Here is a 19,358-nt window from a genome sequence, read left to right on the forward strand (position 1 = left end):
GGGCTTTTCTTACTCAATTAAAACGTATATATCAGAAAAATTTAGTGGTTTCTAATACTTCACTATTGATCCGTTCTTTACTTCGTTGATTTTCTTTCATCAATTCGGTGTGGAAGAACGACCGTAATCGATTCCACTTTTTCATTATTCATTAATTTAGTTAGTAAGCGCATTGCAACTGCACCAATATCGTATGTCGGTTCAGCAATGCTGGTTAGCGTCGGACGCACCATTTGGACGAGACGCGTATTTTCACTGCTGACAACCTCAATATCTTCCGGAACCTTCAAACCCTCATCCTGAATCTCGTGAATCGCTCCAATCGCCATTTCGTCTGAATCAACGAAGATTGCCGTTGGTTTGATTTCCTGGCTCAGAAACTGCGACGTTGCTTCCTTACCGGATTCATAAGTATAATCCCCCTCAGTCACAAGCGTTTCTTCAAACGGAATATGATGTGATTTAAGGGCAGCCTTATAACCATTCAGCTTATACTTACCGTTAATCGGTACATCAACCGGTCCGTTAATAAAACCGACATGCTGGTTGCCTGATTCAATCAATTTTGAAATGACTTCAAAAACAGCCTGTTCATAATCAATATTTACCGACGGGATTTCGTGCTGCTCGTCCACTGTCGATGCAAGAACAAAAGGTACATTGGATTGTTTAAATTCTTCAATATGCTCCGGATCGATTTTGCCGCCCATAAAAACGATACCGTCAACCTGCTTGCCGAGAAGTGTTTGGATCAGATGAATTTCCTTGTCCTTATTTTGATCAGAGTTGCACAGGATAATATTGTACTTGTACATGGTTGCAATATCCTCAATACCTCGTGCAAGCTCGGAAAAATAAACACTGGATATATCAGGAATAATTACGCCTACCGTCGTCGTTTTTTTGCTTGCGAGCCCGCGTGCAACGGCATTTGGACGATACCCCAGTCTTTTTATCGCTTCGGAAACCTTTTTTCTAGTTGTTGGCTTCACATTTGGATTACCGTTCACTACTCGAGAAACGGTCGCCATCGATACGCCAGCTTCTCTGGCTACATCATAAATCGTTGCGCTCAATGCTCTTTTCCTCCTCAAAATCAACCAATTTTTCTATAGTCAGCTTGAACACCGGTTCACGCTCTATACCGTTTTCATTTTATCGTAACCAAAATACGCATCAATTACTTATTGATGCCTATTTCCAATACTATCAAAACTTTACTTATTTCGCTATAATTTCTTGTTCAAGCTGCGAAAAAGTGGGGATTTCTGCAATCTATTGTCTCATTGCAGACCATGAGCTCGGAACAGTAGTGCATTGGAGCTTAGCGAATCAGTAATCCTTCGGAATCGGAATCATCTGTTCCTTTTCTTCTCTTTTTTCGCTGTTGACAGCCGAAATTTTATGGGTTAAATCAATCGATTTGCGTTTTGCTGTTTGAAGCAGCTCAGCGCTTTTACCTCCCAGCACAATGCTCTCTTGCTGCAGCTGACGCACAACCTTTTTCCCCGAAGGTGCCATAAACAAATAAATAGCCAATGCGCTAAGCGCGCTTCCGGCGACAAGCCCAGAGAAAAAGGCGATACCTTTTCCAGAACAGCCTGCTCTGTCCTGTCCCATTGGAAAGCCCCCTAAATTTAGTCTTGATTCGATTTGCGAGCACTTTGCCAGCGATGAATTAAATCAATGGCTGCTTTACTCCACTGCATGGTTTGTGCGATCTTGCCTGAATTTTCAAAGCCTTTACTTTCAATATTGCTCGCAACACGCTTAACCGACGTATTAATTGAACCTAAAGACTCTCCAAACCCTTCAACAGCATCAAATACACTATTCAAACTTTTAGATTTCCTCTGAAGGTCGACCGCGAGCAGGTTCGTCCGGTGTAAAAGTTCTGTTGTCTCTTCACTCAAGCCCTTAACTTGCACTTGAACATCTTCAAGTGTTGATGCAACGTCTTCCATCGTTTTCTGTGCAGCACGTAATGTTTGTGACAGGAAATAAACAAGAACGGCAAACGCAACGGCTATAACCGCAACGGCTAAATACAAGATAATGATCACCGTAGATCCTCCCTTTCAATCGATTCTTTATTAGTTTGATGAATCATCGCATTTCTATACCTGTGCGTGATTGAAATCACGAATTACTTGTCCACTCTTATATCTTACCATTTAAAAACCGGTAAAAAAAGGCAGAAAGTATTCGGCAAGAAGGATTTACAACGTTTCTTTATAAGCGTTCTGATATTTTTGAATGTCACCGGCACCCATGAATAGCAGGACACTGTGTCGATACTGCTTCAGGTCTTCAATGTTGCTGTTATGCAAAATATGAGATCCATTAATGCGATCTTGAAGATCATGAATAGACGTTTTGCCGCTCTTCTCTCGTGCAGAGCCGAAAATATCACAAAGATAGACTTCATCGGCTGTTGCGAGAGAAGCAGCGAATTCATCCATAAACGTCATTGTCCTGGAGTACGTATGTGGCTGGAAAATGGCAACCAGCTTACGGTCCGGATACTTTTCACGAGCCGCTTCGATTGTTACACGAATTTCAGTCGGATGGTGCGCATAATCGTCAATTAGTATTTGATCCTCTTGTTCGAGTTTCGTTTCAGAAAATCTGCGTTTAACACCGTGAAATTGAGCAAGACGTTCCTTCACAAGTTCGATCGGCACATTCATATAATTGCAGAAGGAAATAACACCCAGCGCGTTGAGCACATTATGGTTGCCATACCCGGTGATTTTGAAATGTCCATAGAGATCATTGCGTACATAGACATCAAATTCAGTTCCAGAGTCATCAGGCAGGAAGGTCACATTTCTTGCCTGAAAATCATTTTCTTCATTGAAACCATAATAAATAATCGGGACATTTGATTTAATCATTTGCAACTTTTCATTATCGCCACATGCAAAGACTGCTTTATTCACCTTTAGGGCCAATTCCTGAAAAGCGCTGACAACATCATCCAAATCCCTGTAATAATCCGAATGATCAAATTCAATATTGGTGATCAAGCAATAGTCCGGATCTGAATGGAGAAAATGCCGTTTATATTCACAAGACTCCCAAATGAAATATTTACTCTTATCATTGCCTGAACCGGTACCATCGCCAATCAAGTATGAGGTCGGCGCGAACGCTTCAAAGACAAAAGAAAGCAAACCTGTCGTTGATGTTTTGCCATGTGTTCCGGTAACCGCGACACTCGTATATTTCTTTGCTAAATCGCCCAAAAAGTCGTAGTAGCGATACACAGGTACGCCGATTTCTTTTGCCTTGACAATTTCTTCGTGCTGATCTGGAAATGCATTCCCAGCAATTACGACTTCATCAGAAGTAATATTCTTTTCAGTAAAGGGCAATATCTTAATTTTTTTATCCTCAAGCGCTTTCTGTGTAAAAAAACGTTTGTCATAATCCGATCCCTGAACTTCATGATGCAGATCTTGAAGGATTTGAGCGAGTGCGCTCATTCCAGTACCCTTTATGCCAACAAAATGGTATTTCGTCATACAATGACCTCCATAAATTGCTTCGTGCATGACTAAATCGCTGCAATATGAATAGTATACTCAATTATTGACTATTCTGTGTGCTGCAGGATCGTCATCATCAATAAAAACAGAAACTGATCGACAAGTGCGGATGTGCAATCATTCTCCTTAGAGTGAATGCACAAAATTCGGGCGTGATTTAGGCGTTCAATGTGAATGCCCGCCATGCCCGACACTTATTTTAACCTTTATTTAATGTATTGTAAAAGTATATTTTTCCACCGGATGCACCATTTGAGAAATGGTTCCTGCTGCATTCATTCAAAATTGTTCCAACTCGTTTTCAGACATACGTTCTTTGAGTGCTTCCTTAGAGACCAGAACCTGACGTGGTTTGCTGCCATTATTCGCAGATATAATGCTGCGCAGTTCCAGTTCATCGACAAGACGAGCCGCGCGATTGTAGCCGACTCGAAAATGGCGTTGAATGGCAGACACTGAAGCCTGCCCCTGGTCCACAACGAACTCAGCAGCTTCACCGAGCAGTTCGTCTTCCTGTTCGGATCGCTCATAATCGGTCCGAACCGTCTCCGGTGAAAAGAGATAATCCGGCTTTGGATCATTCCGGAATGCATGAGCTACCCGATTAATTTCTTCATCAGATACATAACAAGCCTGAAGCCTGCGCAAGCTTCTGGATCCGTTTTCCGCAAACAGCAAGTCACCGCGACCCAGTAATCGTTCAGCACCGCCACAGTCCAAAATGGTTCTGGAATCTGTTTGCGAGGAAACGCTGAAGGCAATTCTGGTTGGAATATTGGATTTAATTAATCCAGTAATAACATCCACAGATGGTCTCTGAGTAGCGACAAGTAAATGAATACCTGCTGCCCTTGCTTTTTGAGCGATGCGGCAAACGGACTCTTCAACGTCCTGCGGTGCCACCATCATTAAATCAGCGAGTTCATCAATAATAATCACTATGTAAGGAATTTTCTCGCCGCTTGCATCCCCAGAACGAACTTTTCGATTATAGCCCTCCATGTCACGAACAGCATTTTCAGCAAATAACCGATATCTTTGCTCCATTTCTTCCACAGCCCATTTAAGTGCCGCTGCCGCTTCTTTCGGCTCTGTAATCACTGGAGCTGCTAAATGCGGTATTTCTTGATAAGGCGCCAGTTCTACGACCTTCGGATCGATCAGTAAGAAGCGAAGATCTTCAGGTGATGTTCTATAGATCAAACTTAAGATCAAGGAATGAATACAGACACTTTTTCCCGAACCCGTCGCCCCTGCAATTAAACCGTGCGGCATTTTAGCCAGATCTGTAAACACCTGATTGCCGGAAACGTCCTGACCGAGCGCTGCCGTCAACGGTGCCTGACTTTTTATATATTCTGTGGATGCAAGCAGTTCTTTGAGCAATACCGGTTTGCGCACCTTATTCGGTATTTCAATACCCACTGCACTTGTACCAGGAACCGGCGCAATACGGATTTGTCTTGCAGCAAGACTCAATTTAATATCTTCATTTAAACTGAGCACCTTGTTGATTTTCACACCCGGTTGCAGATGAAGGTCAAATCGTGTCACACTCGGTCCTTGGACGTAACCAATGACATCAGCGTCGACATGGAAATTTTCTAAGGTTTCAGTAAGTGTTTCTTGTTTATCCTCAATCCATGAATTGCTCTCCTCTTCCGAATGGCTCGGATCATTGAGTAGATTGAGGGGCAGCTGCAATTCACCTGATTTCGGCGACTCGCCGGCAGGTACAGCTACAGGCGTTTGTTTCGGTTTGCGATCCGAATGAAACATCAGAACATTGAAAGGAACCTTTGATTGTGATTCATGACGATGCGGTGAGCGAGGCAGTCTGCTGCTCACTCGAAGTGTTTCATGACGACTTTGATCTGGCTCGGTTCGTCTGAGCTCTTGAAATGAACCGTGTTCTTCCCGAACTTCATCTTTCACAACTTCTGTTTGATCAGTGTGACTTGTTTCCGACAACGTTGAGTGAACTGCACTCTCCTTTGACAGTACATGTTCATCCTCACCGATCGCTTTCTTATTTGAAGATATGTTTTCAGTAAAATCATCACGGCGTACTTCTTTTTTCCTAGTCATGGCCGGTTGATCAGTAATTTGCCGATCAAGCATCGGCTGATCTGCAGAATGAGGCAATTCAACCGGATGCAACTGTTCTTCCTTTTTCCGATCATGTATCTGCCGTTTCTCTTGCTCCTCTTTATCGTTATTTAGATAAAAAGATGGATCTGGTTTCTTCGATTTGATTGTTTCTGAAGGCTGTCGGTAGCCAAAAACAGGGGAAGGCACCTTAGTTAGACGAAAAGGAGCCTTTTTCCTCAAATGAGCCGCATGCTGCGCTTGATAAGCTATCAATTCATCTGCATTTTTTTCCTTCGCTGATTTTCTCTCGGGCTGCAGGCTATGCTCAGGATATTTGGCAAGCATCTTCACTTCAACATGCCTATTGGCATCCTTGAATCGCCCAACCGGAGCCGCAGCAGTCGTCTCTTCATGCTCGCTGCCCTGAATCTGTGTTTCATCATTATCCGAACTAAACAATCGGCGCCACCATTTATCAGCCATTTTCATTCACCTCACCTTCACACAACGCTCTCTAATGATTAAACGCGCACTTTCTTTGCTACGAGCGCATAAAAATCCTGCCCGATTTGAGTGGCGGAATCGAGTACTAATATTCCCCTCTTTTGAGGCGCATTCGGCAGTGCTAATTCTCGAGCAGAACAAATCATTCCGTCAGATGCTACTCCTCGAAGCACGGTTGGCCTTATAATCGTTCCGTTCGGCATTAAAGCCCCAAGTCTAGCAACAACCACTTTCTGGCCTTGGTCAATGTTTGGCGCACCGCAGACAATCTGCAATGTATCTTCCCCGCATTCCACGTGACACACATGCATATGATCCGAATTCGGATGTTCTTTCAAATCACGCACATATCCTGTCACGATCAATGGTTTTGGTGTTTCGGGTAGAGAATAATCCAGTTTTTCATCTGCAAGTTTCTGATTCAAGTGCTCGATCAGTGATGCATCTGCTTTGACTTCTCCAGCCAATTCATTTTTTACAAAATGTGAAGCATGGGAAATATTAAAACCCAATGTCTCATTTGTTGTTTCATCGAAAATTCGTGTCACGTCGCCTTTTGTCTGAAACGTTTCTTTCTCTCCATCTTTCAAATAAATGATTAAAATATCGCCAATGCCCTCACGATTATAGTAAAGAATCATTCAATTAAACCCCTTCCAACCCATTATGCTGCTGCACACGACCCTGAGTATGCACCATTTTCCTGTTACTTTTTCGGTCTGCCTGTCATCGGCCGTTTATTCGCCATGATGAATATCGGTTCGAGATCACCTTTTTCATCAAAAATGAACGGCAGCATGGTGATTCTTAGATTACCTGTCGTATAAAATTTCATGGTCATCTGTGCAAGAATATCATAACCCTCAGGATTAACAATATCGCCGAAAATCAATACATCCTGATGCGGCACAGCCACAGTCAAATCGCCCTTCGCCTTGGAACGCATCGTATCAATCAGTTTTCGATTCAGAATCCTGCTAGCGTCAAAGCCATCATTCATCGTGATAAAGTAAAACGTATTGTGTCGGACAACATCCTTTTTAAATGTCGTCGGAAGTGCGCTCAAATTAAACATGGCAAGTTCTGTTAGCGTTTGCTTGTCCAGGCCTTCGTGAGCAAGAAACTGCTCGTCGATGAGTCGGCATGCATTTCCAAGATCCAGCGCATAAAAAATCTTCGTTTCAGCCGTATGTTCTCTGGAAATCAACAGACGGCCGTCATGCGTATGGTTCGGAAAAGACGCAGAACGGATGACCGGAAAGATCCGATCTTCTTTTCCCTTTAAATGAGGCGAGACAGCCATCGCTTCGATTCCACGATCAATGGCGATCAATGTCTGCTCCAGTGCTTCACTTCCATCTTCCTGTACCCGGCGCTGCAACTCGGCAAGCGACAAAGTAACGCCTTTGCCATTTGCTGCTTGCTCAATACGCACTGTTTCTTTCTTATGATCAAAACGAATCGTTCGATCTTTCGTATTAAATCTCTGCTCAAGAATCTTTATCAGTTCGGCGCGATCCATAATCAATCAGCCCCTTATTAATTTCATTCACCATCTACCTAACGGTACATCCGTCATAGAAAGAACATGCTCTTAGTTTAGCATAGACCGGATACATGATGGTAGACAGTTAGTTCTTGTTATACGCGTACATGCCTTCAATCAGTTTTAAAATATGTAAAAACATTTCGGTACGCGTGATGCGTCCTTCCGTTAGAATACCAATTGTTCCGCCATGAGTGCTCACATCTTTTTGATGCGCATACGCATCAGCAATGTCGCCAAGTTCGCTGCCGGAACGAATACCTTCAGCAAGTTCTTCTGGGAGAAGAATTCGAGCGCCGCCTGCGCTGATCACCTTGCCGTCTCGATCAGCTCCTGCCGCCCAGTTGCATAAATACATCTCGCCTCCGATATCCGATACCCCTCCTTCCATTCCGATACCGAAATCAATTGCGGGATTTTGACTCAATACGGTCTTTGCACGGTTGATCGCTCCCTGCCTTGTTTCAAGGTCGGACATCGGCATTGCGGAAACGCCTGATGGAACATCAAAACTACGGATCTCTGCATCGATTGATCCGTCTTGCAGTAATTGTCTTACCGCATCTATTTTCGCCGGGTTCTTGGTCCCGACCCCAATAATGGTCATGAACTTTCCTTCTTTCCTTACTGAATTATTTCGTGATTCATTCTATTGAATCGTATTGCCCCAGATTCACCGGACCGCTTTCCCATTTCTAATCTTTACGGTTATTCTTGGTAAAATCGTTCGGATTCATTATACTTTTAGATAAGAAAGAAAATACAGGGAGTCCCACACAGCCCGGCAGAGCTGCTTGGAACACTCCTGTAAGAAGGGATGCGGAGATAGCATGAGCAGACGCTTTGCTGCAGCTCTTGTGGTCGGAACAATCACCGGTTATTTCGCCGGAATCGCCACGTGCCGCCTTATAAGTAAAAAAGAAACATTGAGTTCGGAACATGTGCTGGAACACGTCAAGTCCGCGATAAATAACCAGTTGCCGATCGAAGGTGCCTGGATTTACCTTTCCCCGCACATTTGGTCAAGAGACGACTTGAACTATATGGTCTACAAGGGGGGCTTGATCTCAAATGAACATGGAACCAGCCGCTATTTCGATTTTGTTGCCGATGCACATAGTGGAACGGTCCTTGAATTAACTGCACAACACTAACAACGTGTATCTCACTGCCGCTTCTCGTGCAGTGAGATTTTATTATTCACTGGATATGGCTTCACAGCGATAAATTCTTTGACCCTTTCCAGAAAATTTTTCTTCATATTCAGTCACTACATTATCCTTTGTCCCTGAATGGTGCAGATCAAGACTGATATTCTGAAGGACAAATCCATATTTAGAAAAGCTTTCAAGCGAATATTCGAATAAGCCTTGGTTATCTGTTTTGAAATTCAAGATTCCGCCTTTTTTTAACACATACTCATATTGAGCGAGAAAAGCAGAATAGGTCAGTCTTCTTTTTTCATGACGATTTTTAGGCCAAGGATCACAGAAATTCAGGTAAAGTGCATCTACTTCATCCTCAGCAAAGAACTCCGTTAAACCTCTTGCGTCCTCGTTAATCAACCGTACGTTTTCAAGGTTCTCATTCAAGCAATTATCAAGAGCAGTGACAATCACGCTTTCATGCAGTTCTATGCCAATAAAATTAATCATTGGGTATTTTTTGGCCATTCCCGTAATGAAACGGCCTTTACCGGATCCTATTTCTACGTGAAGCGGCGCATCCCTTTTAAATAAATCACGCCATTCGCCGTTATACTCTTTAGGCGATTGAATCACAATATCCGAATACTGATCAAGTTTTCCTTTTGCCCAAGGTTTATGGCGTACTCTCATGAATAACTCTCCCTTATTTTCACTTGAATCACTAATTAAAGTACCGCTTGAAGACTTGCGGTAAACTTATTCTATTGCTTTTCTTTCTATTCTACCATGGCAGTCATTAATTCCACATTGGCTGTTTCAATCAAATGCTCAAGTCCGCAACAAAGTGCATCCTCCCTCTTTTATGGGAAGATGCTTCATACGACTATTTTACAGCGGGCATCCGAATAAACAAGCGGTACAAAATTAAGGCAGGATATCTGCAGCATACTCATTAAGCCAAAGCAAATCTTTCTCAAATAAGATCATTTTTTTCATTTCGGCATGCTCTTGGTGCCAGAACATAAATCTTAAGGTCATAGCCACCATATGCCATACAAGCCGCAGCTGCAGTGACCGCGTAAGCTTAAGTCCATAGAGACCAAGCCAGTTTTCCCACTGATCCTCTTCGACGTACCAGTAGAGCAGCATCGCCAAATCCATGGCCGGATCAGCGATTACCGCCTGATCCCAATCGACAAGATATAAACTTTTTTCATCGTGACTAAGCAGCCAATTATTATGATTAATATCCGAGTGGCATACCATTTTGTTTGGAAATTCAGCGAGTTCAGCCATGTCTTTCAAGAGATTAAGCGATTGTCTAAGCGCCCGAGTCTCATTCCGCCCCTGTGCCCGGCTCTCCAATTGATTAAGTATTTGTGTGGTCGTCATCGGCTTCTTGCCCAAACGCCTCATCATATTCAGCAGAGGCTCAGACGTATGAATTTTTTTCAGCAGATCCGCAACCTGCTCTGAGGACATTTCTCTCGGCAGCAGCACTCGCCCTTTCATCCACTTCTGTGCAGTCAACACATCGCCGTTATCCATGCGCCGCGTCCACAGCAGTTTCGGGACGATGCCCTCAGCAGATAGGACAGCAAGAAATGGGGAAGAATTTCGCTTTATAAAAAGCTTATTTTCCCCTGAGCTTGCCATAAAGGCTTCTCCTGTTAATCCTCCTGCGGGAGATATCTTCCAATTATCGCCATCGAAAAATCGAATCAAAGCATTCCACCATTGCCTTTCCAGATCTGCTTTTTTTATGCAAAAAACAGACTATGCCTAAAAATATACCACGTTCGCGTTCAATCAACAATCAAAAAGATGAGAAGAATCCAAATGATTTTAATCAGATTGTCCTAGGTTCAGATACGGTTTCACTATTGTTGAGCAGGGCTTCAGCACATTCAATCTGTCCCCGCTTCATAAGTAAGGAATGCTGATCCATTTTTTGGAACCATTCAGCTTCGTTTCTCAAATCAATAAAACGCGCCTCAAACTCGCCTGCTTTAGACTCAATGTAACCATCAGGGGCATACACAACTGCTTCCACTTCCATAGACCGCAGCCCTTTGCTCTGCAGAAAGGCTGAAACAACTGCTTTGGTCCGCCGCAGTGAGATCAAAGGATTTAAGAGCGGACGCTGTGCTCCATTCGTAATGACATTCCAATTTCTTTGTGAAACGGGTTGAAACACATCGCCGGGATTACCCAATAGAGGATGAACACAACAAATGACATCATTCGCGATTAACAGAGAATCGAGCTGAACGGGGCCAGACCGGGTAAGTAGCACCGGCAGGTACATGAAAAATGAGACATCGTTTATTTCTTTAATTAAATGCCTTAACCAATGCTCCGAATAAATCGTGTCTGGAAAGGATGACCATTCAAATGCGGTTCGCGTCGACCATTCCAATTGCTTGTCAAAAAGCCAATCCTCAAATTCATGTTTCAATTGGTTTTTATATATATCGGCACCATCATCTGATTGTTGAATGCCATGAACATGTTCCCAGTCTTCTTTCCACTCCGCAAACCGCCTTTTCTTCAGCCAATTATAACGATTAGCGTAACTGCGGAAGTTCATCTGATAGCGGGAAATACATTGATTTATTTTAATGAGTTGAGCCATACTCGTTCCCCTTCTCTTGAACAAATCGTGCTGTTAAAAATAGATGTGAAGTGATGCGTATGAGAAAGTCTGAGCGCTGTCGGCATTCAAAGTTGACTTCATTAATCTTTTCTTCACCATAACTATTATTTTAATTCAAAACTCTAATTAGGCGAAGTATTTATTCACCTAAAAAAGGAAATTCAAAAACCGGCAGATAATGCGGCAGAGTCTCAGGCTGAACTTTAAAAAGCATCATGCTGCATACCTCCCATGATTTTCCTGTTATGGCGCAATCAGTTATTGGCAGATCCACACGCATTTCACCGTCAATCCATCGCTTTGCTAATGTAATATGTGGATGGAACGGACGTTTTTCTATATTAAAACCGATAATGGATAACGCTTGTCCAAGATCACTTCTTAACTGGTGCAGTTCCTGATTCGGAAAGAGCGAAGCAAACAAAACGCGCGGCCGATGTTTCTCTCCAAATCCGTCAATTCCTGACAGTTTCAAATGGAATGAATGATGCCGGCGCGAAATTTGAGAAACAGTCTGAACGACCGCTGCTCTTTTTTCTTCATCAAGTGCACCAAAGAATAGAAGTGTACAGTGAAGATCTGCCGGATTCATCCTCCGTTTATAGTGAATGTTATTCATAAATGGCGTGGCCGTTTGACAGGTCATGATTCTTAATTCGTCAGCAAGCGGAATCGCCAAAAAATAGTGATCAGTCATCAGATATACACCTCAATATGAGCAAAAGCCTTCACATGATAAAATTACTCTTTCTTTAATCGTTAGCATTGCTGTAATGTTTTTTAAAAATCAATTACTTCGTATCATCACTCATTAATCAATGCGGTATTATTGAAATTATCTCTATAACTGGAAAATCATACAACATCGGTCGACTCAACCCCTGTAAATCCTGTATAATGTAACTAATTCAATTGGAATAGTGCGTGCTGACTGTATCCCTGTCCGTGAAACCATCACGGATCATTAGGTCACATGTTTTTTTCTTGATTTAGATACATTAAAAAAGTGTTTTACAGCGATTAAAGAAAAGAGAGGTCATTATGACAAAAATTGTCCAATCCATTGATGAACTTGTCGGCGAAACACCGATGGTTCGATTGAATCGGCTGCCCGATCCGAACGGTGCAGACATCTATGCAAAATTAGAATACTTCAATCCCACAAAAAGTGTAAAAGATCGTGCAGCATTGTATATGATCCTCGATGCTGAAAACCGAGGTATTATTGCGAATGGCGCAACCATTATCGAACCAACATCAGGAAATATGGGCATCGGTCTTGCGATGGTCGCCGTTGCCCGCGGCTATAAAGCAATTATAGTGATGCCTGATACGATGACGCAAGAACGAATTAATTTATTAAGAGCCCTGGGAGCGGAGGTTGTGCTGACTCCGGGTAAAGATAAGATGCCCGGTGCAATAAAAAAAGCGCGTCAACTTGCCGAAATGATGCCAAACAGCTATATGCCGATGCAATTTGAAAATCAGGCAAATCCCAAGGCACACCAAAAAACTACAGGTACAGAAATTATAAAAGATATTCAGCAACTCAATCGTCCGTTTCGTGCATTTGTGGGAGCTGCCGGAACAGGAGGCACAGTCTCTGGAGCTGGAAAAGCTTTGAAGGAGGCGTTTCCTGAATTGACTGTACATATTTGCGAGCCTGCAGGATCGCCGGTCTATACCGGCGGAAAACCAGGGCGGCATAAAATCGTCGGCACGAGCCCCGGATTTATTCCGAACACAATGGATATGTCAATCATTGATGAGGTTATTGAAGTCAGCGATGAAGACGCTTATGAATTAACACGCAGATTAGCGAGCGAAGAAGGCATTCTGTGCGGTCCTTCTTCAGGCGCATCTGTTTATGTTGCCCTTCAGGTCGCTAAGCGATATAAACCAGGTGATGTGGTGGTCTGTATCATTAATGACACCGGTGAGCGCTATTTGTCCGGAGATATTTTTCCACGATAATTCAATGAATCATTCCCCTCCGTTTGCATAAAAATCGGAGGTTTTTTTATTTCCGCATACTGTGATTTTAAAGTTTAAGTTAATGATTGTTATGGCTCCGGCGTCATTTATCAAACCGGCGTCTTAAATGAACGATTAAAGAACATCTAAATTTAACATTATCTAAATAATAAAAAAAGCATTTGACTTTTTCATTGAATGAGTTATATTTAATTTGTTAACAGAAAATTATGTGACTTCTCAACTTAAAAGAAACCATTTGCTCAGTGATTTATTTTGTTTGCTCGCAACGCGAACGACCAAATGGCAAACGTATTTTACTTGAGACGTTTCGGCATTTTCAAAACTCTGTGTCGAAGCTTGCTTGAATATTTCGCTCAATAAGAGATCTGTCTTTTATTGATAAATAATCTAGGGAGTGATGATTTGAGTCCTTCAACTGATCGAATGCTAAATCGCGTTAGATCCGTATATTTGTTCATTCGCAAACAAGGTGTGGTTACGACGAAAGAGCTGGTTGAAGAATTTGACATGACACAGAGAACAATGCAAAGAGACTTGAATATTTTAACCTATAACGATTTGGTTCAAAGTCCTCGAAAAGGTCAATGGGCCGTGACAAAGAAGCGAGTTAAGGTTTCGTGAGCTGTTTAAAACAGCTCTTTTTTATTTGTTTTTTTAAATTTGGGACCCATAACAAAGTCCTTTCTTAAACATAGACTATAGGTGAATGACACGATTTATCAAATTAAGGAGGAACCTATCTATGTTTTCAAACGGCAATACTTTCCCACAAGACGCCAATGCTTTCCAGCCTTCTTCCGCGCCAAGAGGACGGATTGACAGCCAGAATCAAGAAGCCTTTCAAGACACTTCATCAATACCCCAAAATCATCCTGAATTAAATCCCGGCTACCCGCTCTCTGCACGTCAACAAGCCGGAAATTCCTATGCCGAAAATGGTTTTATATGGAATGGTCCTTCTGAAAACAGCAGGCAGATGCAGCAGCCCCCTCGTCCGCCTCAGCCGCCTTTCAATCCTCAGCAATTCGAACGCAGGCTTAGACAGATTGAACGGCAACAGGATCTCTTCCAGCGCGAGCTCCAAAGTCTTGATCGAAGGGTTCGTTCCATTGAACGAAGGCTTGGATTTCCTATTCCGCCAATCGGCGTTCCGGGATTCCCTCCGAGACAACAATAAAAAAGGAAATTCGGAGTCGATTCCGAATTTCCTTTTTTACTTTACACAAATAAGAAATTATCAAGATTTAGAGAAATTAAACGTTAATGATCCGTGACTGTTGCGACGACGAATTCATCGGTGACTCGATTAAGCCTTTCGTCTTCTGAATCCACCGGTAATCCGCCTGAGCAGACCGGTCCATCGTGCAAGAACTAAATATGCTGCAGCGCCTAAGAAAACGCTTAGAATGACCACAATAAACGCGATGCTGCGTCTGCTTGGTACATTCCCGCCAAAGAGCAGGAAAATGAGTTGAATTACCAAACACATGATGATCGTATAACCAACGATATGAATCGTTTGCCGCACGATTTGTGAATAATGATAATCGGTCGCTCTCTTTATCGCAATCAGATTAATTAAAATGCAAACCGTATAGCCGATATTTGTCGCAAGTACAGGTCCCACCATACCGAAAAATTTCATGAATGCAGGGTTCAATAATATCTTGACAATCACCCCTGCCACAAGGCTGATCAGTGTTACTCGTTGATGGTTGATGCCTTGCAATACAGAAGCGGAAACTTGAAACAGTGCAAAGAAGACGGCTGTCGGCGCATACCACTGAAGCACCCTTCCGCCAATTTGCAGCGCTTCCGGACTCATTTCGAAAAGCAGTCCGTGGATCATATATCCTAAAATAGATAGCCCAATGGCTGCCGGAACAGTCAAGAAAAGGACTAATTCAAATGCTTGAGTAATTTTACTATTGACTTCCGCGATTTTTCCATTGGAATAGGACTTTATTATCGCCGGTACTGCGCTGACCGCAAGCGAAGTTGCCAGAGTGACCGGTATCATGACCATTTTTTGATCATTCATGGTTAAATCTGTAATGACGATCTTCGTTATCTTATCAGAATAGTCAAGATAATGGTACGCCATGACCTGATCAATGAGCTGATAAAGCTGCATTGAGATTCCGACAGCTACAAAAGGAACTGCGTACGTCACAAGCTCTTTATACATGGACAGATAGGAGATTCTGTAACGCTGCACCCTCTGCTGCTGCATATTATCCAAATATTTCCGTCTTCGTACCCAATAATGCAGCATAACGTACAGACCGGCAACAGCACCGACAAATGCCGCAAAAGTGGCGAGTGCCGCCGCAGTAACGGCTGAGCCGTTGAAGACATTCATAACTAGAAAAGCTCCAATTAAAATAAAGGCCACACGCATAATTTGTTCGACAACCTGAGATACAGCAGTCGGCCCCATCGATTGAAACCCTTGAAAATATCCACGCATGAGGCTCATCACAGGCACGACAAGAATGGCAATGCTGACGACACGGGTAACCATGATCACATTGGCTAGTTCATTCTTCGGAACGCCATAAGTAGCTGCAATATGAGGTGCTCCCAAAAAGAGGATGAGAAAGCCGACGAGACCTGTCACAGACATCAAGAGAATTCCTGATTTGAAAAGACGTTTTCCGGATTCATAATCGCCAAGCGAATTATACTTGGATACAAATTTTGAAACCGCAAGCGGCAAGCCCATGGTCGAAATACTCAGCATAATTCCATAGGGTGTATAAGCATACTGATAAAGGAACGCACCTTCCGTTCCGGTCATCGCATTATAGGGAATAACAAATAGAATACCTAACAATCTTGATACAAAGGAGGCAACTGTAAGAATCACAGCCCCACGGACCATAGTTGATGCGGACATCTGTCAACGCTCCTAAATCTTCAATTGGGCGAACTGCCCACAACTCTTAGTATTTTACCACATTCTGCCGTTCATACGAGATCACTTGGCGATCTATTGCATGTTTTGTCACATTTTGTTGAGAAGCCAAGACGCTGCGTCCAACCTATGTAATCTTATTGATTGAGAAAATCTAATTAAAAAATTTGAACTTCACAAATCCAAGAAACTACGGACAATATTTATCAGCCTATTTTCCACTAATTCTTGTAGGCTCGAGCATCTTGTTTCTCGCATACTCTGACAAATGCAGAGTTTATAGATGACTTAGTGTTCAGCACGCGGCAGCATGCGGTATTCTTCCTAATCTTAGTTTTCCCTCTTTTCGAAAAATCTCTAATGGTGTTAAAAAACCGCTCCTATGCTTTCGCATCAAGAGCGGTTTTTATGCTGGTGCTGTGATTTACTTTGCAACAATATTAACAAGTTTATCAGGAACTGCTATGACTTTCTTAACCGTTTTGCCATCAAGCTGTGCTTTCACGTTCGTATCGCTCATGGCCTTATTTTGGAGTTCTTCTCTAGATGTTCCTTTTTCAGCTTGGAAACGTGCACGAATCTTGCCGTTGACCTGGACGATGATTTCGATCTGATCTTCAACGAGCTTTTGTGCATCATAGGTTGGCCATGCTGATTTTTCAACGGATTGGTCATGACCGAGCAGCGACCAGATCTCTTCACTGATATGCGGTGCAACCGGCGAGAGCAGTTGAATGAAACCTTCTGCCATGTAAGTCGGAATTTGATCTTGTTTATTAGCTTCATTGATGAAGGTCATCATCTGAGCAATACCGGTATTAAAGTGCATGATCGCAAAGTCTTCGGTTACCTTCTTCACAGTCTGATGGTAGACCTTTTCAAAAGCTTCGCTTGCCGTTGCTGTCTCAGTAACCGCTGCGGTAAGGCTTCCTTCTGCAGTGACAAACAGCCTCCAAACTCGATCGAGGAACCGTCGTGATCCGTCAATCCCTTTTTCGGACCAAGGCTTTGCGGCATCAATTGGTCCCATAAACATTTCATACAGTCGAAGTGTATCCGCGCCGTGAGAAGCAACAATATCATCCGGATTGATCACATTGCCTTTCGATTTACTCATTTTCTCATGGTTCGTTCCGAGAATCATACCTTGATTAACCAGCTTTTGGAACGGCTCTTTTGTCGGCACGACACCGAGATCATAAAGTGCCTTATGCCAGAACCGTGCGTACAGCAGGTGAAGCACGGCGTGTTCGGCACCGCCAACGTACAGGTCGACTGACATCCAGCGTTTCAGTTTCTCCGGATCCGCTAGATTTTCTTTATTATGCGGGTCAACATAACGAAGGAAGTACCAGCTGCTGCCTGCCCACTGAGGCATGGTGTTCGTTTCACGGCGACCCTTCATACCACTCTCAGGATCAACGATATTAATCCAGTCTGTGTCATTTGCCAGTGGCGATTCTCCGGTACCGGACGGTTTGATATTCTCCGTTTTCGGTAGACGCAGCGGAAGTTCTTCTTCAGGAACCGCTTTAAGCGATCCGTCTTCCATATGAATAATGGGAATCGGTTCGCCCCAATAACGCTGGCGACTGAACAGCCAATCACGCAGCCGATACGTGATTTTGCGGTTGCCGACCTTGTGCGTCTCCAGCCAATCGATCATTTTAGTCATTGCTTCTTTTTTGCCAAGTCCGTCAAGAAAGCCTGAGTTTACATGCTTGCCGTCACCGGTATATGCTTCTTTCGACAGGTCGCCGCCTGCAACAACTTCGATAATCGGCAGATCAAATTTGGTCGCAAATTCATAGTCGCGATCATCATGGCCCGGAACCGCCATGATTGCTCCTGATCCATAAGTAATCAGGACGTAATCAGCAATCCAAACAGGTACTTTCTTGCCATTAACAGGATTGACGGCATAAGCTCCGGTAAATGCACCGGTTTTCGTTTTGTTGAGATCAGTACGTTCGAGATCGCTTTTAGCCGCCACTTCCTTGCGATATTGATCAACCTCTGCCTTTTGTTCAGGCGTTACAATTGTATCAACAAGTTTATGTTCCGGGGCGAGCACCATATAGGTCGCGCCGAACAGTGTATCAGGGCGTGTGGTAAAGACGGTAACATGTTCTTCATGTCCGTCAATCTTAAATTGAACCTCGGCGCCTTCCGAACGGCCGATCCAGTGACGCTGCATTTCTTTAACGCTTTCCGGCCAGTCCACATCGTCAAGATCATCAATCAGACGATCCGCATATGCAGTAATCTTCAGCATCCACTGACGCATCGGCCTGCGGATAACCGGGTGGCCGCCGCGTTCGCTTTTTCCATCAATGACTTCTTCATTTGCCAGAACGGTTCCAAGCGCCGGGCACCAGTTCACCGGAACTTCTGCGATATACGCAAGTCCCTTTTTGTAGAGCTGAAGGAAGATCCATTGTGTCCATTTGTAGTATTCCGGGTCCGTTGTATTGATTTCACGATTCCAGTCGTATGAGAAGCCAAGTGATTTAATCTGTCTCTTGAAAGTAGCAATATTTTGCTTCGTGAAATCTGCCGGATCATGACCGGTATCAAGTGCATATTGTTCCGCAGGAAGCCCAAACGCATCCCAGCCCATCGGATGAAGCACTTCAAAGCCTTGCATCCGTTTCATACGCGCCATAATATCGGTTGCCGTATAGCCCTCAGGATGACCGACATGCAGCCCTTTTCCTGAGGGATACGGGAACATATCGAGCACATAATATTTTGGTTTGTCGGAATGATCATCAGTTTTGAATGTTTGATGATCATCCCAATATTTTTGCCATTTCGCTTCAATTTTTTGATGATCAAAAGCCATTGCCATGGCGAGTTCCTCCTTTATAATACAAATAAACTAGCGGTTATCTGGTATAAGAAATACTAAGCAATGGCCGGCGTCTAGGACTTGACCACACCAAGC

Annotated in this window: 18 protein-coding genes; 4 read left to right on the forward strand and 14 right to left on the reverse strand. The window is 43.3% G+C overall.

All coding sequences use genetic code 11. The features are described 5' to 3' along the window. Positions 1-77: 77 nt before the first annotated feature. The 8 genes from ccpA to AC6F33_RS12010 form a co-directional block, all read right to left on the reverse strand. Positions 78-1,076, reverse strand: coding sequence for a catabolite control protein A (gene ccpA, locus AC6F33_RS11975; protein ID WP_255745825.1), 999 nt, complete (start codon positions 1,074-1,076; stop codon positions 78-80). A 256-nt stretch (positions 1,077-1,332) separates the two neighbouring features. Continuing rightward, positions 1,333-1,620, reverse strand: a complete 288-nt coding sequence (locus tag AC6F33_RS11980) for a YtxH domain-containing protein (protein WP_255745828.1) — start codon at positions 1,618-1,620, stop codon at positions 1,333-1,335. Positions 1,621-1,637: 17 nt separating this feature from the next. Next, complete coding sequence (locus AC6F33_RS11985) at positions 1,638-2,063, reverse strand: DUF948 domain-containing protein (RefSeq protein ID WP_255745830.1); 426 nt, start codon at positions 2,061-2,063, stop codon at positions 1,638-1,640. Positions 2,064-2,219: 156 nt separating this feature from the next. Further along, complete coding sequence (murC, locus tag AC6F33_RS11990) at positions 2,220-3,527, reverse strand: UDP-N-acetylmuramate--L-alanine ligase (RefSeq protein WP_255745832.1); 1,308 nt, start codon at positions 3,525-3,527, stop codon at positions 2,220-2,222. A 303-nt stretch (positions 3,528-3,830) separates the two neighbouring features. Continuing rightward, complete coding sequence (locus tag AC6F33_RS11995; protein WP_500777152.1) at positions 3,831-6,125, reverse strand: DNA translocase FtsK; 2,295 nt, start codon at positions 6,123-6,125, stop codon at positions 3,831-3,833. Between the two features lie 38 nt (positions 6,126-6,163). Then, a complete protein-coding gene (gene ytpR, locus AC6F33_RS12000; protein WP_255745834.1) occupies positions 6,164-6,787 on the reverse strand; it encodes a YtpR family tRNA-binding protein in 624 nt (207 codons plus the stop codon). A 65-nt stretch (positions 6,788-6,852) separates the two neighbouring features. Beyond that, entirely contained in the window at positions 6,853-7,668 is an 816-nt protein-coding gene (locus tag AC6F33_RS12005; protein WP_500777153.1) for a DUF1444 family protein, read from the reverse strand. A 109-nt stretch (positions 7,669-7,777) separates the two neighbouring features. Beyond that, the gene (locus tag AC6F33_RS12010; RefSeq protein WP_500777154.1) at positions 7,778-8,299 is read right to left on the reverse strand and encodes a DUF84 family protein; all 522 of its coding nucleotides are present in this window, start codon (positions 8,297-8,299) and stop codon (positions 7,778-7,780) included. A gap of 223 nt (positions 8,300-8,522) precedes the next feature. Between AC6F33_RS12010 and AC6F33_RS12015 the strand changes: the two genes are divergently transcribed. Continuing rightward, the gene (locus AC6F33_RS12015; protein ID WP_255745840.1) at positions 8,523-8,846 is read left to right on the forward strand and encodes a hypothetical protein; all 324 of its coding nucleotides are present in this window, start codon (positions 8,523-8,525) and stop codon (positions 8,844-8,846) included. A gap of 42 nt (positions 8,847-8,888) precedes the next feature. Here the strand turns inward: AC6F33_RS12015 and trmB are convergent, their stop codons facing one another. From trmB to thpR, 4 genes are all read right to left on the reverse strand, one after another. Further along, positions 8,889-9,530, reverse strand: coding sequence for a tRNA (guanosine(46)-N7)-methyltransferase TrmB (gene trmB / locus AC6F33_RS12020; RefSeq protein WP_255745842.1), 642 nt, complete (start codon positions 9,528-9,530; stop codon positions 8,889-8,891). Positions 9,531-9,764: 234 nt separating this feature from the next. Next, the gene (locus AC6F33_RS12025) at positions 9,765-10,496 is read right to left on the reverse strand and encodes a phosphotransferase family protein (protein WP_255745843.1); all 732 of its coding nucleotides are present in this window, start codon (positions 10,494-10,496) and stop codon (positions 9,765-9,767) included. Positions 10,497-10,689: 193 nt separating this feature from the next. Beyond that, positions 10,690-11,475 carry a hypothetical protein gene (locus AC6F33_RS12030; RefSeq protein ID WP_255745844.1) on the reverse strand — a complete coding sequence of 262 codons (786 nt, stop codon included), beginning with the start codon at positions 11,473-11,475 and terminating at the stop codon, positions 10,690-10,692. A 160-nt stretch (positions 11,476-11,635) separates the two neighbouring features. Then, entirely contained in the window at positions 11,636-12,193 is a 558-nt protein-coding gene (thpR, locus tag AC6F33_RS12035; RefSeq protein WP_480948452.1) for an RNA 2',3'-cyclic phosphodiesterase, read from the reverse strand. Between the two features lie 344 nt (positions 12,194-12,537). Here thpR and cysK point away from each other — a divergent pair, with 344 nt between their 5' ends. The 3 genes from cysK (at position 12,538) to AC6F33_RS12050 (ending at position 14,671) form a co-directional block, all read left to right on the forward strand. Then, positions 12,538-13,470 carry a cysteine synthase A gene (gene cysK, locus AC6F33_RS12040; RefSeq protein ID WP_500777155.1) on the forward strand — a complete coding sequence of 311 codons (933 nt, stop codon included), beginning with the start codon at positions 12,538-12,540 and terminating at the stop codon, positions 13,468-13,470. Positions 13,471-13,896: 426 nt separating this feature from the next. Continuing rightward, a complete protein-coding gene (locus AC6F33_RS12045) occupies positions 13,897-14,115 on the forward strand; it encodes a DeoR family transcriptional regulator (protein WP_253058988.1) in 219 nt (72 codons plus the stop codon). 121 nt (positions 14,116-14,236) lie between these two features. Continuing rightward, positions 14,237-14,671, forward strand: coding sequence for a hypothetical protein (locus tag AC6F33_RS12050; protein ID WP_480948453.1), 435 nt, complete (start codon positions 14,237-14,239; stop codon positions 14,669-14,671). A 129-nt stretch (positions 14,672-14,800) separates the two neighbouring features. On the opposite strand, the gene AC6F33_RS12055 is transcribed toward AC6F33_RS12050, so the two are convergent. Together AC6F33_RS12055 and leuS are read right to left on the reverse strand one after the other, a co-directional pair. Next, on the reverse strand, positions 14,801-16,393 hold the full coding sequence (locus AC6F33_RS12055) for a putative polysaccharide biosynthesis protein (protein WP_255745851.1): 1,593 nt from the start codon (positions 16,391-16,393) through the stop codon (positions 14,801-14,803). 442 nt (positions 16,394-16,835) lie between these two features. Continuing rightward, the gene (gene leuS, locus AC6F33_RS12060; protein WP_255746008.1) at positions 16,836-19,256 is read right to left on the reverse strand and encodes a leucine--tRNA ligase; all 2,421 of its coding nucleotides are present in this window, start codon (positions 19,254-19,256) and stop codon (positions 16,836-16,838) included. Between the last annotated feature and the right edge of the window lie 102 nt (positions 19,257-19,358).

Source organism: Sporolactobacillus sp. BBK16-2 (assembly GCF_059878335.1).